Raw genomic sequence first — 13,643 nt, forward strand, 5'->3', positions numbered from 1 at the left:
AGGTAAGAGATAAAAGAATCAGCCCTCAAGGACAACAAACGCGAGAGCATATTCGATTTCATCAGAGAGACTCAGATGAATCGCTTTTATCCCTCTCTCCTTTTGAAGTTCCAGGGCATACCCCAAAAAACGTAGATGAGGCGCACCCTGCTCATCACTGAATGTCTCAAGGTGCTGAAAGGAAACTTTACCGATGCCGGTTCCCAGAGCCTTGGCAGCCGCTTCCTTGGCGGCAAAGCGTTTCGCCAGCCAGGCGGCTTGCTGAGGATGAGACTGAAAGATTTCCAGCTCGGAATCCGTAAGAATACGACGGGCAAAAGCCTCGGCCCGCCGCTCCAGGATTTTCTTGAATCGCGCAATAGAGGCGATATCCGTGCCGATGCCTGCAATCATTTATGGAGAGCAGCTCTCAGCATTAAGGTCTTCATCTCTTTTACAGCGGTTTTTAAACCGGTAAAAAATGCACGACCAATAATAGAATGCCCAATATTCAATTCATTGATGCCATTGATAGCAGCAACAGGCTCCACATTCTGATAGTTCAAACCATGCCCGGCGTTCACTATTAACCCTTTAGACAGGGCAAACTCAGTGGCTTGTTTGAGTCTCTCCAGCTCTGCCTGCATAGCTTCAGGTGTTTCTGCTTCAGCGTAGGCACCGGTATGCAATTCAATAACAGGAGCACCCGCCCGGGCAGAAGCCTCAATCTGCCCCAGATCCGGATCAATGAAAAGAGAAACTTCAATACCCGCCTTTGCCATTCGAGAGCAGGCTGAAGAGATGGAAGACATCTGTCCAACAATATCCAGCCCCCCTTCTGTGGTCAGCTCTTCGCGCTTCTCGGGGACCAGGCAAACCGCGTGCGGCAGAACCTCTTCAGCGATGACTAACATTTCTTCTGTGGCGGCCATCTCCAGGTTCATACGAGTCTGAAGCACATTGCGAATCAGTCTGACATCCCGATCCTGGATATGACGGCGATCTTCACGCAAATGCAGAGTAATGCCATCAGCGCCCGCCTGCTCGGCCTCAATAACGGCCTGAACCGGATCAGGGTAAGTGCCTCCCCGGGCCTGACGGATGGTGGCGATATGATCAATGTTCACACCCAGCAGGATGCGATTGTGAGGAATCATAAGACAAACTTCTCCCTGGTACGGAAAAATTCCCGACTTTTCAGCGGCTTCTCTCCCACCAGGGGAGCCAGTGCCAGACGGGTTAATCGTTTATAGCCCGGAAAATACTGAACATTATCAAAACGTCTTGCTGCCAGAGACAGCAGCAGTTCCCCGGAAAAATAGCGGGGCCGGTCTTTTTCCCTGAGTGTCAGAACAGGTAAAAAACCCACTCCGGCTCTGAATTCATAGAGCAGATCAGGTTGTATCTGCGCCCCTGATGCGGCATCAGAAATCAACGATGGCGCGTAGCCGGTCATTTCCAGCAATTCCATCTCAAACACTCTCAACAGAGGTTGCAGAGGCACCCCTGTAGTCAGTTGCTCCAATACGACACTGTACAATTCGAACAGCCCTTCTACGAGCTGCCCGGGCAGTACTGAGCGCATCAGCAACTCATTCAGATAAAAACCACAGTAGAGCGACTGACCCTGCAAATGAATAGCATCAGCGGTTTCAAAACTGTTGAGGGTTTTCAGTTCTGACCGCCCCCGCCAGCTGAGAAAAAGCCGGGTAAAGGGCTGGATAGCCCAGGAGCGGGATTTTGCCTGACGAACACCTCTGATCACCATGGCAACACGTCCATGGTCTTTTACCAGACATTCAGCAATAACAGAACGTTCCTTGTAGGGCCTGCTGTGCAGCATCCAGGCTGCGCTCAGTTCATTCATCAGTCGAAGTCGTAGCCCAGGCTTTTCAGGGCCCTGTCGTCGTCAGACCAGCCTCCCTTGACCTTAACCCAGAGATTCAACATGACTTTGCTGTCGAACATTTTTTCCATATCAATCCGGGCTTCCTGACCAATCTGCCGCAGCCTGGCCCCTTTGTCACCAATAACAATCGCCTTCTGGCTGGTACGTTCCACCAGGATCAGACCACTGATCACCAGCAGTGGGCCTTTCGGACGCATCTCCTGCTTGAACTCTTCGATCTCAACGGTCATTTCGTAGGGCAGTTCGTCACCCAGCTGACGCATGATTTTTTCACGAATCAACTCAGCGGCCATAAAACGGGAACTGCGATCAGTGATCTGGTCTTCCGGGAAAAAGTGAATGCTCTCAGGCATCTGATCATCAATCAACTTTTCCAAGTCTTTGAGGTTATGACCGTGCAGAGCCGACACCGGAATAATGGCTTTAAAGTTCGCCTTATCAGAAACTTCCTGCAAAAACTGCATCAGCTCTTCTTTGCGGTCTTTTAAACGGTCGACCTTGTTCAGCACCAGAATCACCGGGCACCTGGCATGACTCAGCTTGGTGAGTACCAGCTGATCTTCTTCAGTCCAGGTCAGACGGTCGACAACAAACACGACGGCATCAACACCGGTCAGCGCACTGCTGGCAGCACGGTTCATATAACGGTTAATGGCTTTCTTTTCCACTTTGTGCATACCGGGCGTATCCACAAAAATGGTCTGCACATTGTCTTCTGTCTTGATACCAAGAACCTGGTGTCGTGTGGTCTGGGGACGACGGGAAGTAATGGACAACTTCTGCCCCAAAATATGGTTAAGAAGCGTTGATTTACCGACATTGGGACGTCCGACAATGGCCACATAACCACATCGTTGACCTTCAGACACTGTTTCAGATCCGGTCACGGCTGTGTTCATCGATTATCTACTCGCAGTTTTTCCAATGCAAAACGGGCAGCCTGTTGCTCTGCTCCTCGACGGCTGGGTCCCTGACCTTCACTGGTGATACCCAGACTTTCCAGTTCACAGGTGACAGTAAACACCTGATCATGGGCATCGCCTTCAATATTCAGAACCCGATATTTTGGCAGAGGATTCTGACGAGCCTGCAGGAACTCCTGCAAACGGGTCTTAGGATCCTTATTCTGCTGATCGGTTACGGAGAGCCCTGCCAATCGATCAGTAAACCAGCTGCGAATACGCTCACGGCAAGTTTCCATGCCGGCGTCCAGGTAGATGGCACCAATAATCGCCTCTACCGCGTCTGCCAGAATGGATTCGCGACGGTAACCGCCACTCTTCAACTCACCCGAACCCAGTCGCAGAGAGTCTCCCAATTGAAATTCACGGCCTATTTCAGCCAGGGTAACCCCTCGTACCATGCGGGCACGCAATCGACTGAGCTGACCTTCCCTGGCATCAGGAAAGCGCTCAAACAAAGCTTCTGCGATGACAAAGTTGACGATGGAATCCCCGAGAAATTCGAGTCGCTCATTATTGCGGCTGCCGCAACTTCTGTGGGTCAGAGCCAGCTCAAGCTGGCTGCGATCAGAAAATGTATAGCCCAGCCGACGTTCCAGCCGGGCAAGTTCACCAGTCTTCACTGAGATTTAGCGTTCCAGTTATGTTCAAAAGTTAATAGGAGATCAGCGTTGTGTATCAGGTGTACACGACGCTCATAATTGATTGCAATCGCTACTGGCTGACCTTTATCCCGAAGAACACTCAACTCCTCCCCGGCCAGTTGGATCCGGTTGGTCTGCAGCCCTTTATCGAGCCACTCCCTTACCTGCGGTGCACTCGCTTCACTAATATCGGGTCTGGTATCCAGAGACGTCAGCACTTTCTTGATGGCGTAATCATCCAAGTAAATGGGTACCACCTTAAGAGCCAACATGATTATAAAACCACCAACCAGTATAGCTACCAGCCAGCCCAAAGTACTTAGTCCTTTTTGTCTGTTTTTTGCAACGCTCATGTCCCCTCCACTGGGTTATTATTGTTCGCTTTTTTAAACTCCGGCTTAACCCTGCCTACCAGCAGCAGGCAGATTCAAACCGGGAGAATAATTAATCTATTGTGCCATTATTCTTGAAACTGGGCAGCTGAGTCCACCTTGGCCAGTGCATCCAGATATAAACGGCCTTACCAACAATATTTTTCTCGGGTACGGTCCCCCAGTAACGGCTATCGTTACTGCGATCGCGGTTGTCACCCATCATGAAATACTGTCCCTCCGGGATAATCCAGACCCCTTCAGCCCGCAGACTTCTCAGCCCCAAATCCTTGCGAATCTCAAAGTTTTTGCCATCAATGGTCTCTTCAAACAACTGGTAAGCTCCACTCGCATCGCTCAGTTGTGCGATGTACTTCTCAGGAACGGGCTTGCCATTGATGGTGAGCTGCTTGTTTATATAGCGAATTTCATCACCCGGTATGCCGATAACACGCTTGATGAAATTAATATTCGGATTGTCAGGTTCTTTGAAAACCATCACATCGCCACGCTGGGGCTCATTGATGGAGACAATCTTGGTACCAATGACGGGCAGGCGAAGCCCATAATCAAACTTGTTCACCAGAATGAAGTCGCCAACCTCAAGGGTTGGGATCATGGAGCCGGAAGGAATCTGAAAGGGCTCAAAGAGAAAAGACCGCACCACCAGCACCAGGGCCAGAACCGGGAAAATCGATTTGCAGGTCTCAACAATACCGGGCTCTCTCTCCAGCTTGCCCAGAGTCTCCTGGTCCGGCTCAGAACCGGTACTGTCTTTTAAGCCTTTGATCGCCGCCTTTCTTTTGGGCAACAGAACCAGTCTGTCAAACAGCGCAACCAGACCTGTAATAAAAACCGCCAGCACCAGCAGCAGTGGAAAATTAATATCCATGGTTATTTGTTCTCAGATACCTGATCTCTTTTTATCAAAATTAACGTTTCTCGCTTAAAGGTGACTTATTTATCGACCTTAAGTACCGCAAGAAAAGCTTCCTGAGGAATTTCAACCCGCCCCACCTGCTTCATCCGCTTCTTGCCGGCTTTCTGCTTCTCAAGCAGCTTCCGCTTACGAGAAGCATCACCGCCGTAACATTTTGCCGTCACGTTTTTGCGCAGTGCCTTGACAGTGGTCCGTGCACAAATCTGACCACCTACCGCAGCCTGAATAGCTACATCAAACATTTGGCGCGGGATGATCTCTTTCATCTTTTCAGCCAGTGAACGACCTCTGGAAACCGCATGATCTCTATGGGCAATCAAAGCCAAAGCATCAACTTTTTCGCCATTGATCAGGATATCCAGCTTCACCATATTGGCCGCTTCAAAACGATCAAAACTATAGTCTAAAGAAGCAAAACCGCGACTGACAGACTTCAGACGATCAAAAAAATCCAGAACCACTTCGTTCATAGGCATATCATAGGTTATGGCTACCTGACTGCCAGTAAACTGCATATCTTTCTGAACTCCCCTGCGCTCAACACACAGCGAGATCACGTTACCCAGGTAATCCTGAGGGACCAGGATGTTTGCCTGAACGATGGGCTCCCTGATTTCCTGAATACCGGCGGGGTCTGGCAGCTTCGATGGGTTATCCACCTCAACCAGGTCACCGTTTTTCAGCTCAACTTCGTAGATAACTGTCGGCGCAGTGGTAATCAGATCCAGATTGTATTCACGTTCGAGACGCTCCTGAATGATTTCCATGTGCAGCATACCGAGGAAGCCACAACGGAAACCAAAACCCAGGGCATCACTGCTTTCCGGCTCGTAGAACAGGGAGGCATCGTTAAGGCTCAGTTTTTCCAGAGCTTCACGAAAGGACTCAAAGTCGTCCGAGCTGACCGGGAAAAGACCCGCATAAACCTGGGGTTTGACCTTCTGGAAGCCTGGTAGTTCCGGAACATCCGGTGTTTTTGCCAGCGTCAGGGTATCTCCGACAGGAGCGCCATGTATGTCCTTGATACCGGCAATAACGTAGCCCACCTCTCCCGCTTTCAGTGCTCCGGTAGCCTCCATTTTTGGTGAGAAGATACCGATATTATCTACGCCGTGGGTCTGGCCGGTGGATTTGACAAGCACCTTGTCGCCTTTCTTCAAAGTGCCGTTCTTAACACGCACCAGTGAGACAATGCCCAGATAATTATCAAACCAGGAATCAATAATCAGAGCCTGCAATTCACCGTTGATATCGCCTTCCGGAGCAGGGATGTTCTGAACCAGACGCTCAAGTACATCGTCAATACCCAGGCCACTCTTGGCAGAGCAGCGCACGGCGTCCAGGGCATCAATACCGATAATTTCCTCGATCTCCTGCGCTACACGCTCAGGCTCTGCCTGAGGCAGATCCATTTTGTTGAGTACGGGCATCACTTCCAGCCCCTGCTCAATGGCGGTGTAGCAGTTCGCCACAGACTGCGCTTCCACGCCCTGGGCAGCATCCACTACCAGCAGTGCACCTTCGCAGGCAGAAAGAGAGCGTGAAACTTCATAGGAAAAGTCTACGTGGCCGGGCGTATCGATGAAGTTCAGTTGGTAGGTAATACCGTCTTTAGCGGTATAGTCCAGGGTAACGCTCTGGGCCTTGATGGTAATACCACGTTCACGCTCAAGCTCCATGGAATCAAGAACCTGAGCTTGCATTTCACGGTCACTCAATCCTCCACAGGTCTGGATAAAGCGATCTGCCAGCGTCGACTTACCGTGGTCGATATGGGCAATAATGGAGAAATTCCTGATATGACTTAAGTCGCTCACGATTGCATCACTACAAAAAATTTGTCCCCGCTCAGAGTTCAATCTCTTTCACGAGGACAGTTGTTCAGCTTGCAGGGTCTTCGCGAACCTGAAACAAAGCCGCGAAGCTGCTGTATATTCAGGCGGATTCTACAGCATCTGAAGATACAGATCACCCCTGAAGACTTGAAAGCTGATATCAGTCAGTCAGCCGGAAGGTAATAAAGGCGGATTGCCCACCACGAACCACTCTCATGGAAACCGAGCGATCCTCGGGAAGGTCAGCTACCACTTTGTCGAAATCCTTAACAGATTCAAGACGGATGTTGTTCAGGTTTGTGATAATGTCGCCCTGACGAAGACCAATGGATCGACCCACACCTGTCACCTCACCAGTCACCACGACGCCTTTAATCTCCTCGTCAAGACGCAACTTGTTGCGATTGTCGTCATTCAGGCCTTCAACCTGGATGCCCAGGCGGTTCTTTTTCATATTCGGACCCAGAGGACGCTCTGAATGCGGCCCCTGCTCATCGGGCAGCTCACCCACTTCGACGCTGACGGTTTGTCTCTTGCCTTCACGAATCAGTTCCAGAGTCGCTTTGTCGCCGGGCTCGATAACACCGATAGCCATGGGTAGAGCACTGGACCTCATGATCTCGCGACCATCGACACGGGTAATGATATCGCCGGGATGCAGCTTGACGTTGTCAGCAGGACCACCGGGGACAACCTGAGTGATCAGGGCCCCCATTGGCTTTTTAAGACCAAAGGACTCTGCCAGGTCACGATCCACCTCTTGAATAGCCACGCCGAGCCAGCCACGAGTGACGTAACCTTTTTCTTTAAGTTGTTCCACAGCCCATTGAACATGGTCAGAAGGAATGGCGAAAGACAATCCCATGAAACCACCGGAGCGGGTAAATATCTGGGAATTGATACCAATGACTTCGCCCTTCATGTTAAACAGCGGCCCACCGGAATTACCAGGATTGATGGGCACATCTGACTGGATGAATGGAACGTAGGCATCGCTGGGCAGACTTCTGTCAAGAGCACTGACAATACCTTTGGTGATGGAGTACTCAAAGTTAAACGGAGAACCGATAGCGGCTACCCACTGACCCGGCTTAACATCATCAGAGTCACCCATCTTGACTACAGGCAAATTGCCCTCACTCTCGATTTTAAGTAACGCCAGGTCAGAGCGTTTGTCGGCACCAATCAGCTCAGCCACTTTTTCACTGCGATCATGCAGTCTGACAATGATTTTTTCTGCGCCTTCCACCACATGATTGTTGGTGAGAATATAACCATCCTTAGAGATGATAAATCCGGAACCCAGGGACATTGGCCGCGGCTTACCTGAAGGAGCTTCAGGCATGGGCAAACCAAAGTAGCGACGGAATATCTCGGGCAGTTCTTCACCACCGGGACCATAAATCTGTGCACGACTCTGTTTTGGTGTCGATAGGGTACTGATATTAACGACAGCAGGGGAGGCTTCTTCAAATAATCGGGTAAAATTCGGTAACTCCCTGGCCTGAACCATTTGTACCGAAAGCAGTGAAAGACTCAGAAAATAAATAAAGTTCCTGAAGAGAAGGTTGACCCTGTTCATGAACCTGACTTCTCCTTACATCCTGTGGTTAGAAACCCAGAATGGGCGGTTGTGGATGAATGGTTATAATGTTTATGCGGACCAGGACTGACTGTTTGTTATGAGTTCATGTCCGACCACTTTGCGGGGTAGTACCCTTATTACTCTAACGCGACACATGTCGCTGGTTGACCGGCTCAGCCTGCGCACAGGAATAAACCCGACAGCAAGGCCCGCCATAGCAGACAAGGCAGTAAAAAAATCATTCCAGCCAACAGCAGTGGCCAGCCAGAGCGATCCCATCATGCCAGACAGCGGCAATAGATAAACCAGAAGCGAGGCTCTCATCAGGGCACTTTCCGGTATGCCTATGACGACCCGATCACTCTCTTCAATGAAGAAATCATTGGTCGCCCGGATATACGACTGTTGCTTACTGGCTCGATACTTCTCCAGCAAATTCTGGCCACACCCATTACGTGCAGTGCAGCTTGAACAGGTGCTTTTGCGAGTGGTTTCTACCCAGACAGCTCCCTGCTCAACAGCCACAACTCTACCTTCTTCCTCAATCATTTATCTGCCTTCTGGCTCTGCTCCCTGGGGCGAACTGAAACGGCTATTCTCTCCGCCGCACCCAGCGGAATTTCACCCAGGACAGTGGCATGAAAGTACTTTTCACCGTTACGAAAGACTTTGGATACTGCCGCCATGGAACCGATCTGTTCGGTAGCCTGACTCAATACCCGGGTTTCGTCCGGCTCAACAAATACTGAAAAACTGGCCAGCCCATCAGAAAAATTTAAAATATCGACCTTCTGATTACTGACGACTGAGCTTCTCTTGCTGTGACCACGAGGTGAAAAACCTTCGGGTATCCAGCCTGCTTCCCAGCCCCATTCGGCCTTTTCAGGGACAGATTTGCTGTTCAGTTTCACCACATTCTTATCCGCTGACTCAGGCAGCTTCCGCTTTAATCGCGCCAACTCTTTCGAGGTCAACTCTCCTGGAAACTCAAGACTGGTGAACTGCATTCTCTCAATGATCCTGCCTTCACTGTCCACCATCACGGATTTGAGCAGCAGGCCGGTTCGGCGATCCAACCACAATTGATAGCCGTAACGGAAACGATCCGTTGGCACTACCAATAGCTGAACCGCTTCCCGTCCCGCAATCCGATCCAGAGCGGCAGGCTTCAGTTTGTAATGTTTGCCAAAATTACCGGAAGTAAAACGCCCCACCATAGGAACCAGAGACTCATGTTCAAACCTTGCAGGTTCCTTCCCAGCGCTGGCAAAAGTAATTTTGCTGCCCTGGCGAATCATTTCTCTGGGCGATCCATCGAGGTAAATAATACTTTCCAGTTCTTCTGACTTATCACCTACTTTCTGAAGCGTATGCGTGACTGCCAGGGTTTCTAGATTAGCACCCTGTTGGTAAACAAAGTGTCCACGATAGGTAAGATTTTGAGTGGCCTGAACCATGGTTTCCAACCATTTTTCAGGCGTGTCGGCAGGTTTGGATGACTGCCCGGCAAGCTCTTGTGACTGCCGGGCAGATTTTGATGACGGGTCGACAGGAAAAGCGTGAGCCCCCAGTGCTGGCAATAAAACCAGTAACAATGGCAGTAAGCGCTCCCTGTTCAATCGAATTCCTTTCATAGACTCATTGTGATTCAAAAGTGGTCAAGCGTGCAAAAGGGAGAATTCCCTGTCCTGAGTTCATGGCACTCATTTCAGCGTGCTGAAGTGCGTAAGCCCTGAAACGTTCTTTGATGGCCCTGTCGGCTACGCTCTGTGCCTGAGCGAGCTGCTCCGGAGTAATAGTGTTATGCTGACGAGAACTGTATCCCGCCTGAATACCAGCAGCACCATAACCATTCTGAGCAACCTGAACAGGCTGAGACAATGTCGTCTGATCAGTTAGCGATGTCACCAGAGGCGGAGCTTCCCGAGAGGCATGGTAACTTTCTACACCTAACAACACAGCCGCTGCAACAGAAGCAGCGACCGCCACTCGCCCGGCTTTAGACCACCAATGATCAACAACCTTCAAAACCCCATGACTGGAAACAGAGGCTCCTTCCGCAATGGAATGAGGTGCTTCAGCTTCCAACTGCTTCCGGATACCCGTCGACAGGTCGACATTCATAAATTCGTTGGTTTCGCGACGTAACGCATCACCCACCATCTGGTATCTGCGGGCTTTGCTCCGTAGGTCTTCATCGCCATCGATATTATCGAGCACTCGACGAAGTTCAAACTCCTCGGCCTCACCATCCATTGTTGCGGACAGTGACTCATGTAACCTTTCCCGGGCATGATTGTGAGATGCTTTCTCACTCATAGGCATACCTCTGGTCATCCAGTCTGGCTGATACCCAGTGCGTAAAGTATCAGCGGTTTCAGTCAACTTACCAAGAGAACAGTTCCCTGGGGAAGTCATTCTCTTCAATTTATGGCTCTAAATGGCTCATGGCTGTAATAGCCTGCTGTCTGTCAGCCTCGACTCAAAAGCGGTTCGACTTCCTTATCAATCGCCTCTCTGGCCCGGAAGATTCTTGATCTTACGGTACCCACAGGGCAATCCATAACATTGGCAATTTCGTCGTAACTGAGACCATCAAACTCTCTCAGCATTACAGCAGTTCGTAACTCATCGGGTAAACGTCGGATCACATCATGAATCACCTGCTCAATCTCATCCCGGTAAAGATTACGCTCAGGGGTATCGACCACCCGCAGTGACGCGGCACTATCCAGAAAATCGGCATCATGAACATCAATGTCAGACTCAGGGATTTTTCGCCCCTTGGAAACCAGATAGTTCTTGGCAGTATTGACGGCAATCCGATACAACCAGGTATAAAAGGAACTGTCGCCGCGAAACTTGTCTATGGCCCGGTAAGCCTTAACAAAAGCTTCCTGAGCTACATCCTGCACTTCCTGATAGTCAGAGATATAACTGCCCACCAACCCCAGCAACCGATGCTGATATTTGAGCACCAGCATATCAAAAGCCGCTTTATCACCTTTCTGTACACGCTTAACGAGCTGCTGATCCGCCTGCGGATGTTCTACCATAGGGGGGATCCCCCACTATTGCAAAAAAAACACGGGCGAGCATGTGAGGGAGGAACGGATGCTATGGCCTGCTGACCAAATTCTCCCCCCTTCCACAGAAAGATTTCTTCGCTTCTAACTCTATCTTCTTTTATAGTGACCATGTTTCGGCCAAAAAGTTCCCGAACTCATTTAAAAAATCTCACAGTATCGGCTGAAAACTGATTCGGATCATCAAAGCGTACTATAGTGCTCACTACAATTTCTATATACTAGATGACGATTTTTCAGTGTTTTATAACGCCATACTTTGAGCCTGTTTTTATGTAATCATTAGCAAAGACAACAGTACAAACCTCTGGGAGCGTAATGACTTTCACCGTAAAGATGACTCATATTCTCCGTACAGGCCATCGGCAACCTGTAATATAGCTTTAGATAGAAGTGAGTTTAACCATCATGGTGCCGGGTTCCAGTTTTACCTGTAAAACGACCATATCCACTCCTTACCCGGCCCCGGCACAGTTTAGCCTGAACACCTGACAACCAGTGGATAATACCCCTGCCCGTGTTCATAATATTTTTCAGACCGGAGCCTGTCTGTGGCAGACTCCTGATACAGACCCCTCAGTCTGTTATTAGAAGGATCAGAGAATACACATGCATCCAACACTTGACTATGACGTAGTAATCATTGGCAGTGGCGCAGCAGGGCTGACACTGGCACTCCATCTGAACAACCAGCTGCGAATCGCCATTCTCAGCAAGGGCGAGTTAATGGCCGGCTCTTCAGCTGGCGCCCAGGGTGGTGTCGCAGCGGTTCTGGACACACAGCAGGACAGCCTGGACAAACACATACAAGATACACTCGCGGCGGGTGCGGGACTCTGCCGGGAGTCTACTGTCAGACATGTTGTAGAACAGGGTAATGCCAGCATTCAGTGGCTGATTGACCAGGGTGTTCCCTTTACCCTTGAACAGGAAAACAAAAAGAATTTTGACTTTCACCTGACTCGGGAAGGCGGCCATAGCGCCAGAAGAATCATTCATGCCGCCGATGCGACCGGCAGGGCCATTTCAGAAACCCTGATCGCCAAAGCCAGAAAGCAGACCAACATTGACCTTTATGAACATCATCTGGCCATCGATGTCGTTTCTACCAACAAACTGGGACTGGATGAACAAAGATGCGTGGGCGTCTATGTACTAGATATCCTTTCAGACCAGGTAAAACTGTTCCGTGGACGTGCACAGGCTATTGCCAGCGGCGGTGCCAGCAAAGCCTATCTTTTTACCAGCAATAGCGATGGTGCCAGCGGAGATGGTATTGCCATGGCCTGGCGAGCAGGCTGTCGGGTTGCCAATCTGGAGTTCAACCAATTCCATCCTACCTGCCTGTTCCATCCCAAGGCCAAGTCTTTCCTGATATCAGAAGCAGTCCGGGGAGAAGGTGGTTTGCTGGTGCGCTCTGACGGCACCCGTTTCATGGACGACTACGACCACCGTGGTGAACTCGCCCCCCGGGATATTGTTGCCAGGGCCATAGATCATGAAATGAAGAAGCTGGGAGCAGACTGCCTGTTTCTGGATATCAGTCACAAGCCACGGGACTTCATCACGTCGCACTTCCCGAATATTTATGAGCGGTGCCTGGAATACGGGATTGATATGACCCGCGAACCACTCCCTATTGTTCCGGCAGCCCACTATACCTGCGGTGGTGTTTTGGTCAACCAGAGCGGTCAAACCGATCTCCCCGGGCTTTACGCCATCGGAGAATGCTCATTTACCGGCCTGCATGGTGCCAACCGTCTGGCCAGCAACTCACTGCTGGAATGCTTTGTCAGTGCCAGAAGCTGCGCTGAAGACATCAACCGCACCATTGCTGACCAACCACCCTGCCCTGACATTCCAGAATGGGACGACAGCCTGGTTAGCGACTCTGATGAAAATGTTGTCATCTCACACAACTGGGATGAACTCAGACGCTTCATGTGGGACTACGTAGGTATTGTCAGAACCACTAAACGCCTGCTAAGAGCCAGAAACCGCTCCAAACTTCTACAGCATGAAATCCATGATTTTTACAGCAACTTCAAGGTCAGCAATGACTTGATTGAATTGAGAAACCTGTCTCAGGTGGCAGAACTGATTATCGATTGTGCCCTCTCCCGGCAGGAGTCCCGAGGGCTGCATTTCAATCTGGACTTTCCATTCACACTGGAGCACAGCAGGGAAACCATTCTGATACCGGAAAACTTTGTACCGGAAAGCGCCATCACGTTTTGATTTGTCCAAAGTGACGGAATCCACGGATCTAAGTTGTGGACTCCAGCTGTCCTAGGAGCCTGACCGAGAATAGTGCCCGTAGCGAGGACGGCAG

14 protein-coding genes are annotated in these 13,643 nt (G+C 50.3%); 1 reads left to right on the forward strand and 13 read right to left on the reverse strand.

Features of this window, described 5'->3' with window-relative positions:
* Positions 1–18 precede the first annotated feature (18 nt).
* The 13 genes from acpS to rpoE form a co-directional block, all read right to left on the reverse strand.
* Entirely contained in the window at positions 19–393 is a 375-nt protein-coding gene (gene acpS / locus K7B67_RS11325) for a holo-ACP synthase (RefSeq protein WP_252180439.1), read from the reverse strand.
* Positions 390–1,136: a pyridoxine 5'-phosphate synthase gene (pdxJ, locus tag K7B67_RS11330; RefSeq protein WP_252180440.1), complete on the reverse strand. Its 747-nt coding sequence runs from the start codon at positions 1,134–1,136 to the stop codon at positions 390–392. Before pdxJ ends, acpS begins: the two co-directional genes overlap by 4 nt.
* The gene (recO, locus tag K7B67_RS11335) at positions 1,133–1,846 is read right to left on the reverse strand and encodes a DNA repair protein RecO (protein WP_252180441.1); all 714 of its coding nucleotides are present in this window, start codon (positions 1,844–1,846) and stop codon (positions 1,133–1,135) included. Before recO ends, pdxJ begins: the two co-directional genes overlap by 4 nt.
* Positions 1,846–2,787, reverse strand: coding sequence for a GTPase Era (gene era / locus K7B67_RS11340; RefSeq protein WP_252180442.1), 942 nt, complete (start codon positions 2,785–2,787; stop codon positions 1,846–1,848). The genes recO and era overlap by 1 nt, the downstream gene beginning before the upstream one ends.
* Complete coding sequence (gene rnc / locus K7B67_RS11345) at positions 2,784–3,473, reverse strand: ribonuclease III (RefSeq protein ID WP_252180443.1); 690 nt, start codon at positions 3,471–3,473, stop codon at positions 2,784–2,786. The genes era and rnc overlap by 4 nt, the downstream gene beginning before the upstream one ends.
* Positions 3,470–3,847, reverse strand: a complete 378-nt coding sequence (locus tag K7B67_RS11350) for a DUF4845 domain-containing protein (protein ID WP_252180444.1) — start codon at positions 3,845–3,847, stop codon at positions 3,470–3,472. The genes rnc and K7B67_RS11350 overlap by 4 nt, the downstream gene beginning before the upstream one ends.
* A 91-nt stretch (positions 3,848–3,938) precedes the next feature.
* Positions 3,939–4,757 carry a signal peptidase I gene (lepB, locus tag K7B67_RS11355; RefSeq protein ID WP_252180445.1) on the reverse strand — a complete coding sequence of 273 codons (819 nt, stop codon included), beginning with the start codon at positions 4,755–4,757 and terminating at the stop codon, positions 3,939–3,941.
* 65 nt (positions 4,758–4,822) lie between these two features.
* Entirely contained in the window at positions 4,823–6,622 is a 1,800-nt protein-coding gene (gene lepA, locus K7B67_RS11360) for a translation elongation factor 4 (protein ID WP_252180446.1), read from the reverse strand.
* 178 nt (positions 6,623–6,800) lie between these two features.
* Positions 6,801–8,222: a DegQ family serine endoprotease gene (locus K7B67_RS11365; protein ID WP_252180447.1), complete on the reverse strand. Its 1,422-nt coding sequence runs from the start codon at positions 8,220–8,222 to the stop codon at positions 6,801–6,803.
* A gap of 72 nt (positions 8,223–8,294) precedes the next feature.
* Positions 8,295–8,774, reverse strand: a complete 480-nt coding sequence (locus K7B67_RS11370) for a SoxR reducing system RseC family protein (RefSeq protein WP_252180448.1) — start codon at positions 8,772–8,774, stop codon at positions 8,295–8,297.
* Positions 8,771–9,859 carry a MucB/RseB C-terminal domain-containing protein gene (locus K7B67_RS11375; RefSeq protein WP_252180449.1) on the reverse strand — a complete coding sequence of 363 codons (1,089 nt, stop codon included), beginning with the start codon at positions 9,857–9,859 and terminating at the stop codon, positions 8,771–8,773. Before K7B67_RS11375 ends, K7B67_RS11370 begins: the two co-directional genes overlap by 4 nt.
* 4 nt (positions 9,860–9,863) lie before the next feature.
* Positions 9,864–10,544, reverse strand: a complete 681-nt coding sequence (locus K7B67_RS11380) for a sigma-E factor negative regulatory protein (RefSeq protein WP_252180450.1) — start codon at positions 10,542–10,544, stop codon at positions 9,864–9,866.
* A gap of 152 nt (positions 10,545–10,696) precedes the next feature.
* Entirely contained in the window at positions 10,697–11,281 is a 585-nt protein-coding gene (gene rpoE / locus K7B67_RS11385) for an RNA polymerase sigma factor RpoE (RefSeq protein ID WP_252180451.1), read from the reverse strand.
* 639 nt (positions 11,282–11,920) lie between these two features.
* Between rpoE and nadB the strand changes: the two genes are divergently transcribed.
* Positions 11,921–13,549: an L-aspartate oxidase gene (gene nadB, locus K7B67_RS11390; protein ID WP_252180452.1), complete on the forward strand. Its 1,629-nt coding sequence runs from the start codon at positions 11,921–11,923 to the stop codon at positions 13,547–13,549.
* Positions 13,550–13,643 lie beyond the last annotated feature (94 nt).

The sequence above is a fragment of the Endozoicomonas sp. 4G genome (genome assembly GCF_023822025.1).
Taxonomy (GTDB): domain Bacteria; phylum Pseudomonadota; class Gammaproteobacteria; order Pseudomonadales; family Endozoicomonadaceae; genus Endozoicomonas_A.

Bases quoted from the DNA above. Each gene is read 5' to 3' on its own strand.
- recO (WP_252180441.1), bottom strand. From the start codon at position 1,846: ATGAATGAACTGAGCGCAGCCTGGATGCTGCACAGCAGGCCCTACAAG.
- rpoE (WP_252180451.1), bottom strand. From the start codon at position 11,281: ATGGTAGAACATCCGCAGGCGGATCAGCAGCTCGTTAAGCGTGTACAG.
- K7B67_RS11365 (WP_252180447.1), bottom strand. From the start codon at position 8,222: ATGAACAGGGTCAACCTTCTCTTCAGGAACTTTATTTATTTTCTGAGT.
- lepB (WP_252180445.1), bottom strand. From the start codon at position 4,757: ATGGATATTAATTTTCCACTGCTGCTGGTGCTGGCGGTTTTTATTACA.
- era (WP_252180442.1), bottom strand. From the start codon at position 2,787: ATGAACACAGCCGTGACCGGATCTGAAACAGTGTCTGAAGGTCAACGA.
- K7B67_RS11380 (WP_252180450.1), bottom strand. From the start codon at position 10,544: ATGAGTGAGAAAGCATCTCACAATCATGCCCGGGAAAGGTTACATGAG.
- K7B67_RS11375 (WP_252180449.1), bottom strand. From the start codon at position 9,859: ATGAAAGGAATTCGATTGAACAGGGAGCGCTTACTGCCATTGTTACTG.
- K7B67_RS11370 (WP_252180448.1), bottom strand. From the start codon at position 8,774: ATGATTGAGGAAGAAGGTAGAGTTGTGGCTGTTGAGCAGGGAGCTGTC.
- nadB (WP_252180452.1), top strand. From the start codon at position 11,921: ATGCATCCAACACTTGACTATGACGTAGTAATCATTGGCAGTGGCGCA.
- K7B67_RS11350 (WP_252180444.1), bottom strand. From the start codon at position 3,847: ATGAGCGTTGCAAAAAACAGACAAAAAGGACTAAGTACTTTGGGCTGG.
- acpS (WP_252180439.1), bottom strand. From the start codon at position 393: ATGATTGCAGGCATCGGCACGGATATCGCCTCTATTGCGCGATTCAAG.
- pdxJ (WP_252180440.1), bottom strand. From the start codon at position 1,136: ATGATTCCTCACAATCGCATCCTGCTGGGTGTGAACATTGATCATATC.